We start from the raw sequence: 19,576 nt of genomic DNA, 5'->3' as shown, positions 1-19,576 counted from the left end.
GCTGCGCGTGGGGGTGCGGGCCATGGCTGGGGCCAGGCCGTGCGAGGGGAGAACAACACGTGAAAAGGCAGCCGATACCGGGGACATCGGCCGGAGCGCCGTGGGGGCGCGGAACCCGGCGCGGGGGACCGGGACTGCTCGCTCTGCTGCTGGGGGCCATGCTGCTGTTCGTCACTGCGTGCGCGGGAGGCGGCGCGGGTGACGGCGACGGCAAGGGCAAGAAGGACGGGGCCGGGAAAGCCGGTGACAACCAGGCGTCGCAGGCGGTCGTGTCGATCGCGCCCAAGGACGAGGCCAAGAACATCGCCACCAGCGGGGCCCTCAAGATCGGCGCGGACAAGGGCCGGCTGACGTCCGTCAAGGTCGAGGACACCAAGGGCAACGAGGTCGAGGGGAAGATCACCGGGGACGGCAAGTCCTGGGAGCCCGCCCACCACCTCGGTGCCGCGACCAAGTACAAGGTCCACGCGATCGCGAAGGACTCCGAGGGACGCGAGTCCGCGAAGGACACCACCTTCACGACGCTCGTGCCGCAGAACACCTTCGTCAGCTACTTCACGCCCGAGGACGGCTCGACGGTAGGCGTCGGCATGCCCGTCTCGCTGCGCTTCAGCCGGGGCATCACCGCGCCCGAGGCCGTCGAGAGGGCCGTCAAGGTGACGGCCGAGCCGTCGGTGCCGGTCGAGGGCCACTGGTTCGGCAACGACCGCCTCGACTTCCGCCCGGAGAAGTACTGGGCCGCGGGCACCAAGGTGACGCTCAAGCTGAACCTCGACGGGGTCGAGGGCCGGCCCGGGGTGTACGGCAAGCAGACGAAGACCGTGAGGTTCACGGTCGGCCGCAGCCAGGTCAGCGTCGTGGACGCCGAGGCGCACACGATGACGGTCAAGCGTGACGGCAAGGTCTTCAAGACGATCCCGATCACCGCGGGAGCCCCGTCGACGACGACGTACAACGGGCAGATGGTCATCAGCGAGAAGTACCGGGTGACGCGCATGAACGGCGCCACCGTCGGCTTCGGCGGCGAGTACGACATCAAGGACGTGCCGCACGCGATGCGCCTGTCGACCTCGGGCACCTTCATCCACGGCAACTACTGGGCGGGCGCGGGAACCTTCGGGTCGGCGAACGTCAGTCACGGGTGCGTCGGCCTGCGGGACGTGCGGGGCGGATGGGACAAGGAGGCTCCGGCCGCCTGGTTCTTCAACAACTCGATCCTCGGTGACGTGGTCGTCGTGAAGAACTCCCACGACAAGCAGATCCAGCCCGACAACGGCCTCAACGGCTGGAACATGTCCTGGGCGGAGTGGAAGAAGTAGTACGCGCTGTACGTACGTACGGACCCGGTGCACTGTGATCGAGCGCACCGGGTCCGTTGGCGTTAACGGGGGCTAACCTCGCTCGTATGACTGTGAATCTCGAAGTCTCCGAGGGCGTCGGCACCATCCGCCTGGACCGCCCCCCGATGAACGCGCTGGACATCGCCACCCAGGACCGGCTGCGCGAGCTCGCCGAAGAGGCGACCCGGCGCGACGACGTGCGCGCCGTGGTCGTCTACGGCGGCGAGAAGGTGTTCGCGGCCGGAGCGGACATCAAGGAGATGCAGGCGATGGACCACGCGGCGATGGTCGTACGCTCCAAGGCTCTCCAGGACTCCTTCACCGCCGTCGCCCGCATCCCCAAGCCCGTCGTCGCCGCCGTCACCGGTTACGCGCTGGGCGGCGGCTGTGAGCTCGCCCTGTGCGCCGACTTCCGCATCGCCGGAGAGAACGCCAAGCTCGGCCAGCCCGAGATCCTCCTCGGCCTGATTCCGGGCGCGGGCGGAACCCAGCGGCTGGCGCGGCTCGTCGGTCCGTCCAAGGCCAAGGACATGATCTTCACCGGGCGCCACGTACGCGCCGACGAGGCGCTGGCGATCGGCCTGGTCGACCGCGTGGTGCCGGCCGCCGAGGTGTACGAGCAGGCGCACGCCTGGGCCGCGAAGCTGGCCCAGGGCCCCGCGATGGCGCTGCGGGCGGCCAAGGAGTGTGTCGACGCGGGCCTGGAGGCCGACCTGGACACCGGGCTCACCATCGAACGCAACTGGTTCGCGGGGCTGTTCGCCACCGAGGACCGCGAGCGCGGTATGCGCAGTTTCATCGACGAGGGTCCCGGTAAGGCCAAGTTCCTCTGAAGCCCGGCAAGTTGGCGCTCCGCGGGCGGGTACTCCTCCCGGGCGGTTAACGCAGCCTTAACGCAGTCTGAAGGCAGCCTTTTCGCGAGCGGCGTGTGATCAGTCGCATGCGGTACGTCATCGCTGGTCGTGTGGGGTGCGGAGGGTGATTTCCTGCCTTTGGCATATGCCATTCCGCACCCCGGCACGGGGTGATGACGGGGGGCCGATTCCCCCGGAACGGCCCCGGGCGGCCTGCCGGACCGCCATGATGGGGGGCATGGCGGGGCTGGAGGATGTGGAGCAACCGCGGCCGCGCGGCAGCGCGACCGCCGCACGGTTAACGCCGGCCGTCGAGGACGAACAGGCGTTCAGGGCTGTGGAGTTGTACGGGAACCCGACGGACGAAGAGGTGCGGTTGCCCTCTCGTCCGGAGTCGGCGGCCACCGCCCGGCGGCTCACGCACTGCGTGGTGGCCAGGCAGTGGGGGCTCTCCGCGCAGACGGCGGAGTACGCGGTGCTGCTCGTGTCGGAACTCGTGGGCAACGCGGTGCGGCACACCGGCGCCCGCGTCTTCGGCCTGCGCATGCTGCGCCGCAGGGGCTGGATAAGGATCGAGGTGCGCGACCCGTCGCGCGGCCTGCCCTGTCTGATGCCCGTGCACGAGATGGACACCAGTGGCCGCGGGCTCTTCCTCGTCGACAAGCTGTCCGACCGGTGGGGCGTCGATCTGCTGCCGCGCGGCAAGACCACCTGGTTCGAGATGCGGGTGGGCGACCGCACGGCCGAGCGCTGAGGCGTACCGGCCGGCATGCACGAAAGCCCCCTGCGGCCGGGGTGCGGCACTGTCGGGGGCTTTCGTGGAGCGCCGTGGAACGGGGGGGTGTGATCCACGGCCGCTTGTGGAGACGACCTGGCCCGGGTCAATGGGGGTCGTGGCACCGACTATGGCAGACAGGTGAGCACGGCGCCAAGCACCCTTACCGGCGCATGTAGTCGCAATTCCGGACATTCAAGCAATGAATCGCAGGTGAGTTGAACCACTCGCCTGGCAATGCGTGCATAAATATGGGTCGTGACGGGTGAATCATTAGCCAGCGCCCCTGGGTGCGGTCACGGTGTCGGGCGACCCGCTGTGCCGCGAATTGGCTCAATCGTTATCTTTTGCTCGCATTACCCCTTAAATGGGGCGCGTGACACTGACATGCCGCCGTAGCGTGCTGCGCGCCGGAGCCGGAGCGGCCGGGGCGGCCGCCGCGGGAACACTCGCCACCGGCTGCGAGGCGGGCCCCGGGTCACCCGCCCCCGCACCGTCCGCCGGCGCGCCCTCCGGTCCTGCCGCCACGGCCCGGCCCGCGGCCCCCCGCCCCGCCCCCGGGCCCCACCGCTTCGCGGGCCTGCCCGTCCAGATCACCCACGGCCCGCGCGACCGGCCCCGCGTCGCCCTCACCTTCCACGGCCAGGGCGACCCGGCCACCGCGCGGGCCGTGCTCGCCGAGGCCGAGCGGCGCGGCGCCCGCCTCACCGTCCTCGCGGTCGGCAGCTGGCTGGACGCCCACCCCCGGCTTGCCCGCCGCATCCTCGACGGCGGCCACGACCTCGGCAACCACACCCAGCGCCACCTCGCCATCTCGGCCATGGGCGAGCGGGAGGCGTACGCCGAGATCAGCGGCTGCGCCGACCGGCTGCGCCGGCTCACCGGCTCTATCGGCACCTGGTTCCGGCCGTCGCGCGCCCAGTACGCCACGCCGCTCGTGCAGCGGCTGGCGCGCCGGGCCGGCTACCCGCACGTCCTCTCGTACGACGTCGACCCGCTGGACTTCACCTCACCCGGCGCCCCGGCCGTCACCCGCAGGATCGCCGGGGAGGTCCGCAACGGATCCGTGGTGAGCCTGCACTTCGGCTACGCGGACACGGTCGCCGCCCTGCCCGCCCTCCTCGACGAACTCGACCGCCGTGGCCTGCGCGCGGTGACGACCACGGAGCTGCTGACCCGATGACGACGATCACCCGACGTACGGCCGCACTGCTCGCCGGCGCCCTCCTGGCCACCCTCGCGGGCTGCGCCGGCCCCCACGACAAGGGCCCGGCCGAGGCGCGCGGCACCGAGGGCGCCGCGCCGCCCGGCAAAGTGGAGAAGACCGTGCCCGCCGGGCTGCCCGGGATGCCGCCGGTGCTCGACCCGAAGGACGTCTACGCCGCCGACCGGCCGAACCAGCTGTCACCGGCCGTCAAGAACTTCCCGTCCCGCGTCTACGTCCCCAACACCAACTCCAACACGGTGTCGGTGATCGACCCGAAGACGTACAAGGTCGTCAAGACCATCCCGGTCGGCGTCCAGCCGCAGCACGTCGTCCCGTCCTGGGACATGAAGACCCTGTGGGTCAACAACAACCGGGGCCACACGCTCACCCCGATCGACCCGGCGACGGGCGAGGTGGGCAAGCCGGTGGAGGTGCACGACCCGTACAACCTCTACTTCACGCCCAACGGGAAGTACGCCGTCGTCATGGCGTCGATGGACCGCGAACTGGTCTTCCGCGACCCGCACACCATGGAGCGCAGGAAGACCGTTCCGGTCTCCTGTTACGGCGTCAACCACGCCGACTTCTCCGCCGACGGCCGGTACTTCGTCGTCTCCTGCGAGTTCTCCGGGGAGCTGCTCAAGGTCGACACCGAGAAGATGAAGGTGGTCGGCCAGCAGAAGCTTCCGTTCGAGGGCGCGATGCCGCAGGACGTGAAGATCTCGCCCGACGGGAAGACGATCTACATCGCGGACATGATGGCGCACGGCATGTGGGTCCTGGACGGCGAGAAGTTCACCACCCCCGAGCTGCTGCCGACGGGCAAGGGCTGCCACGGCCTCTACGTCTCGCGCGACTCCCGGGAGATGTACGTCTCCAACCGCGGCGAGGGGTCCGTCTCCGTGTTCGACTTCACCAAGAAGAAGCTGACGAAGAAGTGGCACCTGCCGGACGGCGGCAGCCCGGACATGGGCGGCGTCTCGGCCGACGGCAAGGTGCTGTGGCTGTCCGGGCGTTACGACTCCGAGGTGTACGCGATCGACACCACCACCGGTGACCAGCTCGCCCGCATCCCGGTCGGCGGCGGCCCGCACGGCCTGGCGGTCTACCCGCAGCCGGGCCGCTACTCGCTCGGCCACACGGGCGTCTTCCGCTGACACGGGCCGCCGCCGGATTCCCTACCAGAGCACCGGAAGCCGCTCCGGCAGCCGCTTGATGAAGCCCGTACGCCACACCAGTTGCTCCGCCGGAACCGCGAGCCCCAGCCGCGGCATCCGCTCCACCAGCACCGAGAGCGCCGCACGGGCGTGCGCGCGCCCGAGCGCGGACGCCGGGCAGAAGTGCCGGCCGGCACCGAAGGCCAGATGCGGGTTGTGCTCGCGGTTCAGGTTCAGGGTCCGCGGGTCCTCGAAGACCTCCGGGTCGAAGTTGGCCCCCTCGACGAGGACCAGGACCAGCTCGCCCTTGCGCACGAGCACGTCACCGAGCCGTACGTCGGCGAGAGCGAGGCGCGGCAGGCCGTCGCCGACCGACAGGTTCCAGCGCAGCAGCTCGTCGACGGCGCGGCCCATCCGGTCGGGGTGGTCGCGCAGATAGCCGATCAGTTCCGGCCGCTGGAGCAGCGCGAGCACCGCGAGCACCAGGAACGCGGACGTGGAGACCGCGCCCGCGCCGAACAGTGAGGCGGCGACGGTGGCGAGCATCTCGTCCGTCAGGTGTGAGGACTCCGCGTCCTCACGCAGCGCGGCCAGCTCACCCAGGAGCCCCGCCCGTTCGGACGCGGGAGCGTTGAGCCGCTCCACCATGTAGCCGACGTCCTTGTACCAGTTGAGCTGTGCGCCCTCGAAGGGGTGCGCGCTGGTCATGAACGCGATGTCCAGACTCGACATGAGCCGCGGCCAGTCCTCGAACGGCACTCCGAGAACCTTGCAGTGCAGCGCCGCCGAGAAGGGGTCGGCGAACCCCGCCCGGAGGTCCACCGGAGGTCCCCAGGCCATCAGGTCGTCGATGAGCCGGTCCGCCGTGATGCGCAGCCAGCCGTTCAGACCCTCGCCCGTTCGCGGGTTGAGCGCCTTCATCACGGCCCCGCGCAGAGCGGCGCTGTCGATGTTCCCCATGTTGTTCACGACCTCGGGCGGGACGGTCGGCGCGTACTGGCGCGGCACCCCCGGAGCGGTCGTGTCCTTGAGACTGAACCTGTCGTCCTCCAGCACCTGTTTGGCCAGCGCGTAGCTGCTCACCAGCCAGGCACTGTCACCGGTGAGTGTGCGCACCCGGGCCACCGGCTGCTGCTCGCGCAGCCAGGAGCACTCTTCGGGGAGTACGTCGCCCCGCCGCGAAAGCGGGAAATCAAGCAGCCTGTCGCTCATCGTCCGCGGTCCTTCCGTAGGCGTCGTGCGGCAACTCGTACGCGGCGTCGGCCGGAGAATGCGAAGGGGTCCGCCGCCCGGGCCGGAACACCGGGTGGCCCTGCCGTCTCGACCCCGGCCGGATTTCGCCGGCGGACCGCTTCGAATTGCCTGGCGGCGAGGCGGGCGGAATGCTGCGGAGTTCGGCGGATGCGCCAGGTGCGGGAATCGCTCGTGAATGCGTCAGTCGTGAGGTCCACTGAGAGAACGCCCTTGCGCCGCTAGTCCCGAGGAGCCCTGTGCTCCTGGTGTGGCGGCGACGTCATGAAGTTATCGCCCGGCGGCGGAGAGTGACGAAGTGGGCCCTGGTATTGGCCGGAACTCAGCACTCCAGGGCGAAAAACGCGCTGTCCCGGCGGGCTGATGCTTTGTCGAGAAATACTTCAGTGCGCGACCATCAGGGCCTCCGATCCCACGGGCCGGTATCCCGCCTGCTGGAAGGTGCGTACGCTGCGGGCGTTGCCCGGCGGCTGCTGGGCCCAGACCACCGGGTCCGGCGTCAGATGGCGCGCGGCCAGCGCGAGTTGCCGCCCCAGACCCCGGCCGCGGGCCTTCTCCTCGACCTCGATCGCGGCCTCCCGGCGTCCGGCGACGCCCCGGCCGAGTATCAGTACGCCGCCGTCGGCCGACCAGACCCGTACGTCGTGCCGGAACTTCCTGGCCCGCACGACCCGCGGGTGCTCCGGGTCGTCGAGTTCGCGCAGCTCCACCTCCGGGGCGCCGGGCAGGGCGGGTGCGTACGTCAGCAGGTCGATGGTGTCGTTCATCCTGCGGCCCGTGCGCGCCATCAGGGTCATGAGGAAGGCGGGATTCATCGAAGCGGCCAGCGGGTCGCAGCGGGTCGCGGCCAGGGCGGACCGGACCCAGTCCGGGTCCTCGTCCGTGAAGATCACCGAGTGCGCGGTGAAGGCCAGGACCCCCGCGTCCCGCGCGTTCGGCTGCGGCACCACGGTCGTGGAGCCGTCGGCCGCGGGGAAGTCGCCGCGCGCCACGGCGGCGAGGATCCGCGCCAGTGCGCTGTCGGCGCTGTCGGCGCTGTCGGCGGTGCTGGTGGTGCCAGTGGTGGCGGTGAATTCGGTGGAGCCGGCCGAGTCGGTCATACGGAGATCCAAGCACCGCCCGGGGGCGCCGAAGGCAGGGGGGACCGGCAACCGGCCGGACCGATAATCTGTGCGGGTTCTGATCAGCACCAGAAGGGGTGGGTCCATGGCGGACATCGAGTCGGCGCGCAAGGCTTTCGAGCGGTACGACCTCAACGGGGACGGGACGATCTCGGCGGCCGAGTACAAGAGCGTCATGGCGCAGCTCGGTGACCCCTATGTCACCGAGACGGTGGCCCAGGCCGTGATCAACGCCCACGACGGCAACGGTGACGGCAAGCTCACCTTCGACGAGTTCTGGGCCTCCCAGAACAAGGGCTGACGCCTCGCGTACGGGCCCGGAATCCGCTCAGATGGCTGATTCCGGGCCCGTATGCGCATCCGCGCCGGTGTCCCTCCCCACGGTGTCCGTGGGGTCCATGGTGTCCAGCTCCGCTCGCGCCGCTTCCAGCCAGCCGACCCAGAAGTGCTCCAGGTCGATCCCGGCGCGCAGCACGAGGTGCCGCAGCCGGTCGCCCTCGCTGTCCCTGCCCTCACCGAAGTCCCGCTCCTCGATCGCGCGGTACTCCGCCAACTGCGCCCGGTGGAGCGTCAGATGGCGGCGCACCTCGGCCGCCAGGCCCTGGGTGCCGACGACTCCCGCCGCGCGCAGGCGCAGCAGGAGCGCGTCACGGATGGGCTTCGGGTCCTCGATCTTCGCCACCCAGGCGGCCAGTTCGTCGCGCCCGGCCGGCAGGACCTCGTACTCCTTCTTCTGGCCCCGCGTCGGCCGGTGCGGACGGGGCAGGGCCCGGATCGCGCCGGACTGCTCCAGCTTGCCCAGCTCGCGGTAGATCTGCTGGTGCGTGGCGGACCAGAAGTAGCCGATCGACTTGTCGAACCTGCGGGTCAGTTCCAGCCCGGACGACGGCTTTTCGAGCAGGGCGGTGAGGATCGCGTACGGGAGGGACATGACCGCATCCTAGGTACGGGCCCCGTCACAGGGCCGCCGCGAGTTCCGTTCCCTGCCGGATCGCGCGCTTGGCGTCCAGTTCCGCCGCGACGTCGGCGCCGCCGATGAGGTGCACCGGGAGCCCGGCGGCGAGCAGGGTGTCGTACAGCTCACGGCGCGGCTCCTGGCCGGTGCACAGGACGACCGTGTCGACGGGGATCAGCCGCTGCTCACCGTCGACGGTGATGTGCAGTCCCTCGTCGTCGATGCGGTCGTACGCCGCGCCCGCGACCATCGTGACGCCGCGGTGCTTGAGCTCGGTGCGGTGGATCCAGCCGGTGGTCTTGCCCAGCCCGGCACCGACCTTGGTGGCCTTGCGCTGGACCAGGTGGACGGTACGGGTCTGCGCGGGGCGGGCCGGCGCCCGGAGCCCGCCGCGCGAGCCGTACTCCATGTCGACGCCCCACTGCGCGAAGAAGACCTCGGGGCTGAGGCTCGCCGCGTCGTCGGCGCCCGTGGACGTGTCCGTGAGGAACTCGGCCACGTCGAAGCCGATGCCGCCGGCGCCGATGACGGCGACGCGGTCGCCCGCCTTGGCGTCGTCGCGCAGGAGGTCGAGGTAGCTGATGACGCTGGGGTGGTCGATGCCCTCGATGGCCGGGACGCGCGGGGTGACGCCGGTGGCCAGGACGATCTCGTCGTAACCGGCGGCGGTGAGGGTCTCGGCGGTGGCGGCCGTACCGAGGCGGACGTCGACGCCGTGTTCGTCGAGCTGGTGGCGGAAGTAGCGCAGCGTCTCGTTGAACTCCTCCTTGCCGGGCACCTTGCGGGCGATGTTGAGCTGGCCGCCGATCACGTCGGAGGCGTCGTACAGCGTCACGGTGTGACCGCGCTCGGCGGCGGTCACCGTGCAGGCGAGCCCGGCGGGTCCGGCGCCGACGACGGCCACGCGCTTGGCGCGGCGGGTGGGGGAGAGGACCAGCTCGGTCTCGTGGCAGGCGCGGGGGTTGACCAGGCAGGAGGTGATCAGCCCGCTGAAGGTGTGGTCGAGGCATGCCTGGTTGCAGCCGATGCAGGTGTTGATCGCTTCCGAGCGGCCGGACGCGGCCTTGGCGACGAAGTCGGGGTCTGCGAGGAAGGGCCGGGCGAGCGAGACCATGTCCGCGCAGCCGTCGGCGAGCAGTTCCTCGGCCAGTTCGGGGGTGTTGATGCGGTTGGTCGTCACGAGCGGAATGCCCACCGAGCCCATGACGCGCTTGGTCACCCAGGCGTAGGCGCCGCGCGGCACGGAGGTCGCGATGGTCGGGATGCGGGCCTCGTGCCAGCCGATGCCGGTGTTGATGATCGTCGCGCCCGCCGCCTCGACCGCGCGGGCGAGTGTGACGACCTCGTCGAGCGAGGAACCGCCGGGGACCAGGTCGAGCATCGACAGCCGGTAGATGAGGATGAAGTCCGGGCCCACACGCTCGCGCACCCGGCGCACGATCTCCACCGGGAAGCGCATGCGGTTCTCGTACGAGCCGCCCCACCGGTCGTCGCGGTGGTTGGTGTGGGCGGCGATGAACTCGTTGATCAGGTAGCCCTCGGACCCCATGATCTCCACACCGTCGTACCCCGCCGACTTGGCCAGGCCCGCCGCCCGGACGAAGTCCTCGATCGTCTCCTCGACCTCGGCGTCGGTCAGGGCGTTCGGGGTGTACGGGCTGATGGGGGCCTGGATCGCGCTGGGGGCGACGAGGTCGGGGTGGTAGGCGTACCGCCCGAAGTGCAGGATCTGCATCGCGATCCTGCCGCCCTCGCGGTGCACGGCCTCGGTCACCTGCCGGTGCTGCGCCGCCTCCTCGGGCGTGGTCAGCTTCGCGCCGCCGGGGTAGGGGCGGCCGCGGTCGTTGGGGGCGATGCCACCGGTGACCATGAGGCCGACGCCGCCGCGTGCGCGCGCCGCGTAGAACTCGGCCATCCGCTCGAAGCCGCGCTCGGCCTCTTCGAGTCCGACGTGCATCGAACCCATCAGCACGCGGTTGGGCAGGGTCGTGAAGCCCAGGTCGAGGGGGCTCAGCAGGTGGGGGTACGCAGGCGTCGGACTCATGCCGCAATGTGTAGTCCACGCGAGACGTCTTGTGCAACAAGTTGCATAAAGAAGGACGGTGTTAGTTCCGCTACACCGCGCGCCTCCGGCCCCCGTGCGGCCGCAGCGGTGTCGGTGGCCACGTGCGACTGGCACTCCGTCGCGCCGAGGACGCTCAGGCGAATGCCCCTGGGTGAGACCACCGTCATGGCCGTGCCCGTGCTGTGCGTGGTGGTGATGCACAACCTGCCGTCGGCGTGGTCGTCCACCGGGGCGGGACCGTGGAGATCGTCGGCCTGAACCAGTACAGCGCCCGGATGCACGGCACGCTCAGCGGCGAACTCGGCGGCGGCTGGGCGGGGGCCGGGCCGCGGTCAGGCCGCGCTGTAGACGGCCTCCACCAGTGCCATCTTGCGCGGGTCGTCGGCGATGCCGTTGCCCATACGGTTCATGACGTACCCCATGCTGAGGTCCGCCTCGGGGTCGGCGAGCCCGCAGGAACCACCGAAACCGTCGTGGCCGAAGGCCCGCGGATTCGGTCCGTACGAGCCGCGCGGTCCACTGAGCCACAGGCCGAGCCCGATCTCCGTCTCACGGCCGAAGCCGGCGCCGAGCACCAGGTCCCGGCAGCTGCCCTGACCCTCGCGGACCCGTTCGGCGGCCTCGGGAGACAGGACGCGTCGCTCACCCGAGCGCCCGCCCCGGGCGAAGATCCCGTACAGGGCGGCGACCGCGCGAGCCGTGCCGTGGCCGTTGGCGGCGGGGATCTCGGCGGCCCGCCATTCGGCGGTGTTGGCCTGGGCCGCGCCGGGGCCCGGGTTGAGCAGGGCCGCTACGGCGACCGGCTCCAGCGCTGCGAACAGCGCCGCCTGTTCTCCGGTCGGCTCGGCCCGGGCGTGCACGAGTTCGGCCGCGCGTCCGGCCTCCTTCTCCGGCAGCCCTATCGTGAAGTCGATGCCGAGCGGCCCGGTGACCTCCTGGTGCAGGAACTCACCCGGCAGCAGGCCGGTGACCCGCCGGACTACCTCACCGACCAGGAAGCCGTACGTGATCGCGTGATAGCCGGACCGCGTGCCCGGCTCCCACCACGGCTCGGTCGCGGCCAGTCGCGCGCAGGTCAGCTCCCAGTCGTAGAGCTCGGCGAAGGTGTGCGGCTCGCGCAGCCCGGCCAGTCCCGCCCGGTGCGACAGGAGGTGGCGTACGGGAACGGACTCCTTGCCCGCGGCGGCGAACTCCGGCCAGTACGACGCGACGGGGGCATCGAGGTCGAGCAGCCCCCGGTCGGCCAGGAGATGGGCGCAGAGCGCCGTCGGGCCCTTGGTCGTCGACCACACGTTGACCACGGTGTCCCGCTCCCACGGCCGCCCGCGCGCGGCGTCGGCCCAGCCGCCCCAGAGGTCGACCACGGTCTGCCCGCCGGCCATCACGGTCACGGCCGCGCCCAGCTCACCGCGCTCCCGGAAGTTCTCCTCGAACGCGGTGCGCACGGCAGTGAACCGGTCGTCGCAGTGGCCGTGGATCTCAGGTACGGGCGTGGGCTGGCTCATCGGGCCCCTCCAGGCGGCAGTCGGTTACCGAGGAACGTACCGACTGGTCGGACTGGCGGGAAGACGGCCGCACCGGCGAACCGGGCATGGACGGCCGGGCATGGACGGCCGGGCATGGACGGCCGGGCAAGGACTACCGGGCAAGGACTACCGGACCCGGGCGCGTCGATCGACGCGCATCGGACCGGGTGAGGCCCCCCGCGCGTCGGACCGGGTGAACCCGGGCACGGCGAGCCGGGCTGTCCGGGCCAGAAGCCCGGCACGGACAGCCCGCGCGGCGGCGTATCAGATGTTGACGCCGAAGTCCGTCGCGATGCCGCGCAGGCCCGAGGCGTACCCCTGGCCGACGGCACGGAACTTCCACTCCGCGCCGTTGCGGTACAGCTCGCCGAAGACCATGGCCGTCTCGGTCGAGGCGTCCTCGGAGAGGTCGTAACGGGCGAGCTCGTTGCTGTCCGCCTGGTTGACGACCCGGATGAAGGCGTTCCGCACCTGACCGAAGCTCTGGCCGCGGCTCTCGCCCTCGTGGATCGACACCGGGAAGACGATCTTGTCGACCTCGGCGGGCACCGTCGAGAGGCCGACCTTGATCTGCTCGTCGTCGCCCTCGCCCTCACCCGTGAGGTTGTCACCGGTGTGCTCGACCGAGCCGTCGGGGCTCTTGAGGTTGTTGAAGAAGACGAAGTGCTGGTCCGAAACGACCTTGTTGTTGACATCGAGCAGCAGGGCGCTGGCATCGAGGTCGAAGTCGGTACCGGTCGTGCTGCGTACGTCCCAGCCCAGGCCCACCGTGACAGCGGTCAGGCCGGGGGCCTCCTTGGAGAGCGAGACGTTGCCGCCCTTGGAGAGACTGACACCCATGAAGATCCCTGCTCAATCCGGCGCGGGCCGCGCCCTTTGACGATCTCTTTGCCCAATCCGCCAACGCTTGTGCGGCCCGCTCAGTTCCCGTCCGCTCCCGTCAGTCCTCCGAATGGCCGCGTGACGGGTGCGCGCGAGGAAAGCGCACGGAAAGCGCGACGGAAGGCATGACGGAGCGCGGGGCCCGGCCGGACGGCGTCAGGCGACCGGAATCAGCAACTCCGGGCGGTCCCACATCACCGCGGGCGGATTGGCGCGCTCGGTTCCGGTCCGTTCGCCGCCCACGCTGAGGTAGAAGCCCTCGGCGGGCGGATGCGAGACCACCCGTACGCCGGTGATCCCCGCGTCACGGGCCTGGCCGAGCATGTGGGCCACGAGCAGACGGCCGATCCCCAGGCCCTGCGCGGAGTCGGCGACGAACATCAGGTCCAGCTCCGGCGGGTCGAGCACGAGAGCGTAGAAGCCGAGCAGCCGGTCCTCGTGGGGCTCCACGGCCACGAAGACCCGGTGCGCCTCGATGTAGTCGGGCCCCACCCGGTATCCGGCCACCATCGGGGCGTACGGACCCTCGTACGCGCGCGAGGTCCGCACCAGCCTGGTGAGCCGCTTCGCGTCCCGCGCCGTGGCGCGCCGGATGCCCGTAATGCATGTACCCATACAGCGAGTATTACCCACCCCGGCATCGGGGCGACAGTCGTCCGCTCCGCGAACCCGCTGTTCATGCGCCGGATCCGGCGACCGGCCCTCCCTGTCACCGGTACGACCGCCGCCGGCGCCATGCTCGCTTGCGCGATCGGCCCCGAACCGGACGGAGTACGGCACCTCATGCATCCCATAGCCACCGCCCCGACGCCCACCAGTTCCTACGTCACCTCCATCGCGCATTCCGCGGAGCAGATCCGGGCGGCGCAGCGGCTCCGGTACCGGGTCTTCGGCGAGGAGATGGGCGCGCGCCTCGACTCGCCGCTGCCCGGACACGACATCGACGCGTACGACGACCTCGTGGACCACCTCGTCGTCACCGAGACCGTCACCGGCGAGGTGGTCGGCACGTACCGGCTGCTGCCTCCCGGCCGGACGGAACGGTCCTACTCCGACAGCGAGTTCGACCTGGCGGCCCTGGACGGCCTGCGCCCGGCCATGATCGAGGCAGGCCGTTCGTGCGTACACCCGGACCACCGCTCCGGCGCGGTGATCAACCTCATGTGGTCCGCGCTCGCCCGCTACGTCCTGCTCTCCGGCCACCGCTACCTGGCCGGCTGCACCTCCGTACCCCTGTCGGACGGCGGCGCGGCGGCGGCCGGCGCCTGGCTGCTCGGCACGGCGAAGCACTCCTCGCCGCCGGGGCTGAGGGTGCACCCGCGCCGGCCGTGGACGCCCGCCGGGCTGCCGTCCGCACAGCCGGGTTACGCGGGCCTGCCGCCGCTGCTGCGGGGGTACTTCAGGCTCGGCGCGTGGATGTGCGGGGCGCCCGCCCACGACCCCGACTTCGAGGTGGCCGACTTCTTCGTCCTGCTGGACATGGACCGTCTCTCGGACCGCTACCGCCGCTATTTCCTGGGCGGGACCCCGTGACCGCGGAGGCCGTGCGGCGGGGAGAGGGAGTGTGCCCGCGGGCCGTGGAGTCCACGGGCCCAGGGGCCGCGGGGAGAGTGAGCCCGTGGGCCGTGGACACCGGCTGCGCTCCGGACTGCGCGGCCGACGCGGCCCCGCCCGTGCCCATGACGGAAGCCGTACGCCGCTGCGCCGGGCTGGCCCGCGAGCTCGCCCGGGCCGTGTCCCGGGGCGAGCGGCTCGCCGGACCCGGGGTGCTGCGCGCCCAGGCCGGCAGCATCCTCGACGCCCTCGGCGTACGCCTGGTGGCGGGCCCGGAGCCACTGGCCGCGCCTCGCTCCGAGGGCGGCCCCGGCACCCTGATCGTCGCCAACCACATCTCCTGGCTCGACGCCGTCGCCGTACTCGCCGCCGAGCCCGTGACCCTGCTCGCCAAGCGGGAGATCGGCCGGTGGCCGGTCGTCGGCACCCTCGCGCGCCGCGTCGGCACCCTCTTCATCGACCGCGAGCGGCCGCGCGAACTGCCCGCCGCCGTCGCCGGCCTGGCGTCGGCGCTGCGCTCCGGTCGGTCCGTCCTGGTCTTCCCGCAGGCCACCACCTGGTGCTCCGTGCCCGGCGGCCGGTTCCGGCGGGCCGCGTTCCAGGCGGCGCTCGACGCGGGCGCCCCGGTCCGGCCGCTGACGATCGCGTACGAGCAGGCGGGCGCCCCCAGTACGGTGGCCGCGTTCCTCGGCGACGAGGACTTCGTGTCCTCGCTGCGCCGGGTGGCCGGTGCGTCCGGCCTGACCGTACGGCTCACGCCTCACCCCCCGCTGCGCCCGGCCGACCGGCGGTCGACGGCCGCCGGAGCCCGGTCCGCCGTCGGCGGAGCCGAGTGGCTGGTCCGGGCCGGCGGCGGGGGGATCCGCGCCGAGGGACCGGGCTACGGACCCGGCCGACGGCCTACGGCGCCGCGAGCCGGGCGGCGAGGCCGTCGAGGATGAGGCGAAGGCCCAGTTCGAAGCCCCGGTCGTCGAGCGCGGCGAGCCCGCCCGGACGGGCGTCCGCCGACTCCAGGGCATCGGCGAGGGCCGGGTGGGCGGGGCGGTAGCCGGCCGGGTCGCGGGTGAATCCCGCCGCGAACGTTTCCAGGGCGGAGCCGAGGACCAGGTAGTCGAAGGCGGCGGCGGCCTCCGCCGCCCGGTCCGGCGTGCAGCCCGCGCGTACCAGGGTGGCCAGCAGGGCGTCGTAACCGCGCAGGGCCTTGTCGGCCTCGACCCGGCGGCGGGCGACCAGGGCGATCACGTTCGGGTAGCGCAAGTACACCCGGCGGTATCCACGGGCGTACTCGGCGAGACCGTCGCGCCACTCGGGGTTCTGGAGCGGGCCGAGGTCGATCTCCTCGTTGATGAGTTCCGAGGCCGCGTCCAGCAGGTCGTCCTTGGAGGCGACGTGGTGGTACAGCGAGGCGCCGCGCACTCCCAGCCGCTCCGCGAGCGCCCGCATCTTGAGGGCCTGGGGGCCCTCCTCCTCAAGGAGCTCCAGGGCGGCCCGCGCGATGATCGCGCGGCTCAGCAGCGGCTGACTCGGTCGGGCCATGGTGGCGCTCCCCCTCTTTCGCCGGTCAGGTTACTCGGCGGCAGGGGCTTCACAAGGGGACGGGGGCGCGTTACCGTCCCCGCAGCCCGTAAACCTAACAACGTTAGATTTAGGTCGGCAGTGCGATGCCGGCCGCCTCCCTCGTGTCCCCTGCCCTCCGAGGTGCCCCCATGTCAGAACCCTCTTCCTCCGGCCCGGCGGCCACCGTCCCACCGGCCGCCGCCCCGCAGCCCGTCGCCGGCCCTGCCGCCACCCGGGACGCCGACGCCGCCCGGCTCGGCGATCTGGGATACCAGCAGGAGCTGCGCCGCAGCCTCGGCGTCCTGGGGAACATCTCCATGGGCTTCGCCGTGGTCTCGCCCGTGGTCGCCCTGTACGCCGTGTCCATGGTCGGCACGATGATCGCCGGGCCCGCCTGGGTATGGGCGCTGCCGGTCGTCCTGCTGGGCCAGTGCCTGGTGGTCAACGTGTACGCCGAACTGGCGTCCCAGTGGCCGCTGACCGGCGGCCCGTACCAGTGGGGCAGACGGCTCCTCGGGCCCTCCTTCGGCTGGATGAGCGGCTGGGTGTGGCAGTTCGCGGTGATGTTCGGCAACACCACCGTGGCCTACCTGGCCGCGCCCTGGGTGTTCGCCCTCGTCGGGGTCGCGCCCACGCCCGGGACGATGGTGGCGGTGGCCGCCGGCATCCTCTTCGGCTGCATGCTGGTCAACGCCTTCGGCATCAGGATCCTCAGCTGGTTCGTGTCGCTGGGCATCGCCGCCGAGGCGGTGGCGTCGGTACTCGTCGGCTTCGCCCTGCTGCTGTTCTTCCGCGAGCACGGCTTCGCGCTGTTCACCCGGACGCTCGGGGCCGAGGAGCTGTCCGGCGGCTCCACCGTCATGGCGTTCCTCGCCGTCCTCGCCGTCGCCGGCTGGGGCTTCATCGGCTTCGACGCGTGCGTCTCGACGGCCGAGGAGACGAAGGACGCCGGACGCCAGGTGCCGCGCGCCATGTGGTGGGCGCTGCTGAGTGTCGGCGTCGTCGTGATCCTCAACGCCATCGCCGTCGCGCTGGCCCACCCCGACCCGGCGGCCGTGGTGGCGGGGGAGGACCTGGACCCCGTGACGACCGCCGTGATCTCGTCGTTCGGCTCCTGGTCAGACAAGCCGTTCGTGCTCGTCGTACTGATCGGCTTCCTCGCCTGCGCCATGGCCTCCCAGGGCGGCGCCGCCCGCGGTGTGTACTCGCTGGCCCGTGACGGCGTCTTCCCCTTCTCCCGGTACGTACGCAAGGTCAACCGGCGGCAGGCCCCGATCGGCGGCCTCGTCGCCTCCACCGTGGTCAGCTGCTCCGCGCTGCTGCTCGGGCTGAACGCGACCGCGATCGGCAGCCTGATCGCGGTCGGGACGGCGGCCACGTTCCTGCCGTTCTTCCTGGTGTCGCTGGCCGCGCTGATCGCCCGCCTGCGCGGCACCTGGGTGCCGTCCGGCCACATCCGCCAGGGGGCAAAGGGCACCCTCCTCAACGTGCTCGCGGTGCTGTGGACGGCCTTCGAGGTCGCCAACGTCTGCTGGCCCCGCGCGATCCTCGCCCCGCCGGGCGCCCCCTGGTACCAGGTCTGGGCCGGGCTGCTGGGCACCGGCGTCGTGATCACCGCCGGTCTCGTCTATCTGCTCGCCAGGCGCCCGCAGGACAAGCTCCGCGCCGCCGAAAGCGCCTGATCTCCCCGCCGCCCGTGGCAAGCGGAGCACCCGGGCCGCGGAGCACCCGGCCCGTACGGCACACATGCGGGTGGGGTCACACATACGGGTGGGGCCCGGCAGGAGTCGCTCCTGCCGGGCCCCACCCGCATCGCGCGTGCGGATGCTCAGACGCGCCGGTGGCGGCCGTAGTAGCCGCCCACCTGCTCGTGGTAACCGGCGTCGCCGATGTGCTTGTCCCTGTCGAACTCGGGCGCGTCCTTGATCTGGTCCTTGGTGAGATCGACGTAGATCTTCTCTTCGGCCGTGTCGACGCGCGTCACGGTGCCGGCCGGCAGCAGTACGTGCTTGCCGAAGATCCAGACGCCCGTGTCCACGACGACGTAGGACGACCCGACCTCGTCGGAGTGCTTGTCCACCTTCCCGATGCTCCCGTCGGTCGCCTCGACCTTGAATCCGGTCAGCGTGTTTCCCGCGGTGTGCCCGGTCGTCGGCTGGTAGCCCCAGATGTCGCTCATGCTCAATGGCTCCTTTGTGTCGACGAGGTGTAACCAATTCATCGGGTGTCCGGGATTCGGCGACTTACACCGGAGCAATGGCACGTTTGAATGGCGCTTTTACGGTGAGACGCAATAGCGTCAAATCTTCCGACCGGCAGGACGTGAGTGTCGTGGCTGACAAGAAGGACCAGAAGACGAAGGCGAAGGCCGAGCAGGTCAAGGGCAAGGCCAAGGAAGTAGCCGGCCGGGCGGTGGGCGACGAACCCATGGAGACCGAAGGCCGGCTGGAACAGTCCAAGGGCGACGCGCGTCAGGCGAAGGAAAAGATCAAGGACACCTTCAAGCACTGACCGCGCGACAAGGCGTACCGCGTGACAGCGTCCGGTCCGGGCAGAAGGAAATGTGCCCGGACCGGACGCTGTCACGCGGCTTTCCGTTTGTCGCAGCTTTACGAATTGCCGAACGGCTCCACACGCTGCTCCGGCACGCGGTCGCCCGCCGGCTGCCCGCAGCCGAGGAAGCCATGGGAATCCAGGCGAACCCGCTTCTCCGCCGCCGACGGACTGAAGGCTTACGCGGGTGCGGCCCCCCTCATCCGGCCTCCGGCAAACGCAAGAACGTCGGTCACCGGTTTGTGAAGAACAACCGGCTCAACCACGCCGGATACCTCGGTGCCTTCACCACCCTCACCCATGCGTTCCCTTCGACGAAGCCATCGCCTTTCCTACCGCCTGCGCCGGATAGGCAGACTGAGCAGGGAAAACGCAGTCGTGACCGACGCTGTCGGTGGGATACAACGGCTCGTATGACGGGCTTCTACTGCGCGAAGTGCGGTGCCGAACTCACCCCGGGCCTGCAAGAGCTGCCGGGCGTCCCGGACGTCTCCGTGCACGACAAGGACCGCCACGGCACGACACGGCTCGCGCCATCGACAGTCCCCCGAGGCAGCTACGCCATCGACCCCGAACCCTGGGGCGCCCCCTTTGAAAATCCGGATGCCCAGACCGCGGACGTGCAGGGGAGCCGCGCGCTTCTCATGCCACCTGACATGACCGGCATGGTGCCTGCCGGACCCAGGAACTCCGTGGTCGTGCATCCACAGGACATGCCGAGTCTGCGGTTGACCAGCTCGTTGGGCATTCACCACGGGTGCTGCGGGCCGCTTGGAACC

19 protein-coding genes are annotated in these 19,576 nt (G+C 71.1%); 10 read left to right on the top strand and 9 right to left on the bottom strand.

Going from position 1 to position 19,576, the window contains the following annotated elements; genetic code table 11:
• Nucleotides 1-59 precede the first annotated feature (59 nt).
• The 5 genes from AS594_RS11020 to AS594_RS11000 all read left to right on the top strand — a co-directional run bounded on the left by AS594_RS11020 (nucleotide 60) and on the right by AS594_RS11000 (nucleotide 5,333).
• Nucleotides 60-1,319 (top strand): L,D-transpeptidase, encoded by a 1,260-nt coding sequence (locus AS594_RS11020; RefSeq protein WP_240508984.1) that lies wholly within the window; start codon nucleotides 60-62, stop codon nucleotides 1,317-1,319.
• Between the two features lie 86 nt (nucleotides 1,320-1,405).
• Complete coding sequence (locus AS594_RS11015) at nucleotides 1,406-2,173, top strand: enoyl-CoA hydratase/isomerase family protein (protein ID WP_069933062.1); 768 nt, start codon at nucleotides 1,406-1,408, stop codon at nucleotides 2,171-2,173.
• A 247-nt stretch (nucleotides 2,174-2,420) separates the two neighbouring features.
• The gene (locus AS594_RS11010; RefSeq protein WP_069933063.1) at nucleotides 2,421-2,948 is read left to right on the top strand and encodes an ATP-binding protein; all 528 of its coding nucleotides are present in this window, start codon (nucleotides 2,421-2,423) and stop codon (nucleotides 2,946-2,948) included.
• A 388-nt stretch (nucleotides 2,949-3,336) separates the two neighbouring features.
• On the top strand, nucleotides 3,337-4,152 hold the full coding sequence (locus AS594_RS11005; protein WP_069933064.1) for a polysaccharide deacetylase family protein: 816 nt from the start codon (nucleotides 3,337-3,339) through the stop codon (nucleotides 4,150-4,152).
• Nucleotides 4,149-5,333, top strand: a complete 1,185-nt coding sequence (locus tag AS594_RS11000; RefSeq protein WP_069933065.1) for a YncE family protein — start codon at nucleotides 4,149-4,151, stop codon at nucleotides 5,331-5,333. Before AS594_RS11005 ends, AS594_RS11000 begins: the two co-directional genes overlap by 4 nt.
• A 21-nt stretch (nucleotides 5,334-5,354) precedes the next feature.
• On the opposite strand, the gene AS594_RS10995 is transcribed toward AS594_RS11000, so the two are convergent.
• Entirely contained in the window at nucleotides 5,355-6,545 is a 1,191-nt protein-coding gene (locus tag AS594_RS10995) for a cytochrome P450 (protein WP_069933066.1), read from the bottom strand.
• Nucleotides 6,546-6,967: 422 nt separating this feature from the next.
• Nucleotides 6,968-7,684, bottom strand: a complete 717-nt coding sequence (locus AS594_RS10990; protein WP_240508983.1) for a GNAT family N-acetyltransferase — start codon at nucleotides 7,682-7,684, stop codon at nucleotides 6,968-6,970.
• Between the two features lie 106 nt (nucleotides 7,685-7,790).
• Here AS594_RS10990 and AS594_RS10985 point away from each other — a divergent pair, with 106 nt between their 5' ends.
• Nucleotides 7,791-8,006, top strand: coding sequence for an EF-hand domain-containing protein (locus tag AS594_RS10985; protein ID WP_069926840.1), 216 nt, complete (start codon nucleotides 7,791-7,793; stop codon nucleotides 8,004-8,006).
• 27 nt (nucleotides 8,007-8,033) lie between these two features.
• On the opposite strand, the gene AS594_RS10980 is transcribed toward AS594_RS10985, so the two are convergent.
• The 5 genes from AS594_RS10980 to AS594_RS10960 form a co-directional block, all read right to left on the bottom strand.
• Nucleotides 8,034-8,636 (bottom strand): PadR family transcriptional regulator, encoded by a 603-nt coding sequence (locus tag AS594_RS10980; protein WP_079148231.1) that lies wholly within the window; start codon nucleotides 8,634-8,636, stop codon nucleotides 8,034-8,036.
• Nucleotides 8,637-8,661: 25 nt separating this feature from the next.
• Nucleotides 8,662-10,704: an oxidoreductase gene (locus AS594_RS10975; RefSeq protein ID WP_069935082.1), complete on the bottom strand. Its 2,043-nt coding sequence runs from the start codon at nucleotides 10,702-10,704 to the stop codon at nucleotides 8,662-8,664.
• A gap of 353 nt (nucleotides 10,705-11,057) precedes the next feature.
• Nucleotides 11,058-12,230, bottom strand: a complete 1,173-nt coding sequence (locus AS594_RS10970; RefSeq protein WP_069933068.1) for a serine hydrolase domain-containing protein — start codon at nucleotides 12,228-12,230, stop codon at nucleotides 11,058-11,060.
• Between the two features lie 285 nt (nucleotides 12,231-12,515).
• Entirely contained in the window at nucleotides 12,516-13,091 is a 576-nt protein-coding gene (locus AS594_RS10965; RefSeq protein ID WP_069933069.1) for a TerD family protein, read from the bottom strand.
• Nucleotides 13,092-13,289: 198 nt separating this feature from the next.
• Entirely contained in the window at nucleotides 13,290-13,748 is a 459-nt protein-coding gene (locus tag AS594_RS10960) for a GNAT family N-acetyltransferase (protein ID WP_069933070.1), read from the bottom strand.
• 168 nt (nucleotides 13,749-13,916) lie between these two features.
• Here AS594_RS10960 and AS594_RS10955 point away from each other — a divergent pair, with 168 nt between their 5' ends.
• Nucleotides 13,917-14,666, top strand: coding sequence for a GNAT family N-acetyltransferase (locus tag AS594_RS10955; RefSeq protein WP_069933942.1), 750 nt, complete (start codon nucleotides 13,917-13,919; stop codon nucleotides 14,664-14,666).
• Nucleotides 14,667-14,743: 77 nt separating this feature from the next.
• Nucleotides 14,744-15,628, top strand: coding sequence for a lysophospholipid acyltransferase family protein (locus AS594_RS47235; RefSeq protein ID WP_276207396.1), 885 nt, complete (start codon nucleotides 14,744-14,746; stop codon nucleotides 15,626-15,628).
• On the opposite strand, the gene AS594_RS10945 is transcribed toward AS594_RS47235, so the two are convergent.
• Nucleotides 15,588-16,223, bottom strand: a complete 636-nt coding sequence (locus tag AS594_RS10945) for a TetR/AcrR family transcriptional regulator (RefSeq protein WP_069933072.1) — start codon at nucleotides 16,221-16,223, stop codon at nucleotides 15,588-15,590. The two genes, AS594_RS47235 and AS594_RS10945, sit on opposite strands and share 41 nt — an antisense overlap.
• A gap of 170 nt (nucleotides 16,224-16,393) precedes the next feature.
• On the opposite strand from AS594_RS10945, the gene AS594_RS10940 reads away from it, so the two are divergent.
• Nucleotides 16,394-17,926, top strand: a complete 1,533-nt coding sequence (locus AS594_RS10940; protein ID WP_079148232.1) for an APC family permease — start codon at nucleotides 16,394-16,396, stop codon at nucleotides 17,924-17,926.
• A gap of 146 nt (nucleotides 17,927-18,072) precedes the next feature.
• Here AS594_RS10940 and AS594_RS10935 read toward each other — a convergent pair whose 3' ends face one another.
• Nucleotides 18,073-18,423, bottom strand: coding sequence for a PRC domain containing protein (locus tag AS594_RS10935; protein ID WP_069933073.1), 351 nt, complete (start codon nucleotides 18,421-18,423; stop codon nucleotides 18,073-18,075).
• A gap of 152 nt (nucleotides 18,424-18,575) precedes the next feature.
• Between AS594_RS10935 and AS594_RS10930 the strand changes: the two genes are divergently transcribed.
• Nucleotides 18,576-18,755 (top strand): CsbD family protein, encoded by a 180-nt coding sequence (locus AS594_RS10930; protein ID WP_069933074.1) that lies wholly within the window; start codon nucleotides 18,576-18,578, stop codon nucleotides 18,753-18,755.
• The last annotated feature ends 821 nt before the right edge of the window (nucleotides 18,756-19,576 follow it).

Source organism: Streptomyces agglomeratus, from assembly GCF_001746415.1.
GTDB classification, from domain to species: Bacteria; Actinomycetota; Actinomycetes; order Streptomycetales; family Streptomycetaceae; genus Streptomyces; species Streptomyces agglomeratus.
Note: the sequence above shows the minus strand (reverse complement) of the source record. Positions and strands in the feature narration are given on the sequence as shown.

Coding starts and splice junctions, on each gene's coding strand:
- AS594_RS10955 (WP_069933942.1), top strand. CDS start 13,917: ATGCATCCCATAGCCACCGCCCCGACGCCCACCAGTTCCTACGTCACC.
- AS594_RS10940 (WP_079148232.1), top strand. CDS start 16,394: ATGTCAGAACCCTCTTCCTCCGGCCCGGCGGCCACCGTCCCACCGGCC.
- AS594_RS10935 (WP_069933073.1), bottom strand. CDS start 18,423: ATGAGCGACATCTGGGGCTACCAGCCGACGACCGGGCACACCGCGGGA.
- AS594_RS11000 (WP_069933065.1), top strand. CDS start 4,149: ATGACGACGATCACCCGACGTACGGCCGCACTGCTCGCCGGCGCCCTC.
- AS594_RS10980 (WP_079148231.1), bottom strand. CDS start 8,636: ATGTCCCTCCCGTACGCGATCCTCACCGCCCTGCTCGAAAAGCCGTCG.
- AS594_RS11010 (WP_069933063.1), top strand. CDS start 2,421: ATGATGGGGGGCATGGCGGGGCTGGAGGATGTGGAGCAACCGCGGCCG.
- AS594_RS10970 (WP_069933068.1), bottom strand. CDS start 12,230: ATGAGCCAGCCCACGCCCGTACCTGAGATCCACGGCCACTGCGACGAC.
- AS594_RS10975 (WP_069935082.1), bottom strand. CDS start 10,704: ATGAGTCCGACGCCTGCGTACCCCCACCTGCTGAGCCCCCTCGACCTG.
- AS594_RS10995 (WP_069933066.1), bottom strand. CDS start 6,545: ATGAGCGACAGGCTGCTTGATTTCCCGCTTTCGCGGCGGGGCGACGTA.
- AS594_RS10945 (WP_069933072.1), bottom strand. CDS start 16,223: ATGGCCCGACCGAGTCAGCCGCTGCTGAGCCGCGCGATCATCGCGCGG.
- AS594_RS11015 (WP_069933062.1), top strand. CDS start 1,406: ATGACTGTGAATCTCGAAGTCTCCGAGGGCGTCGGCACCATCCGCCTG.
- AS594_RS11005 (WP_069933064.1), top strand. CDS start 3,337: ATGGGGCGCGTGACACTGACATGCCGCCGTAGCGTGCTGCGCGCCGGA.
- AS594_RS10965 (WP_069933069.1), bottom strand. CDS start 13,091: ATGGGTGTCAGTCTCTCCAAGGGCGGCAACGTCTCGCTCTCCAAGGAG.
- AS594_RS10985 (WP_069926840.1), top strand. CDS start 7,791: ATGGCGGACATCGAGTCGGCGCGCAAGGCTTTCGAGCGGTACGACCTC.
- AS594_RS10990 (WP_240508983.1), bottom strand. CDS start 7,684: ATGACCGACTCGGCCGGCTCCACCGAATTCACCGCCACCACTGGCACC.
- AS594_RS10960 (WP_069933070.1), bottom strand. CDS start 13,748: ATGGGTACATGCATTACGGGCATCCGGCGCGCCACGGCGCGGGACGCG.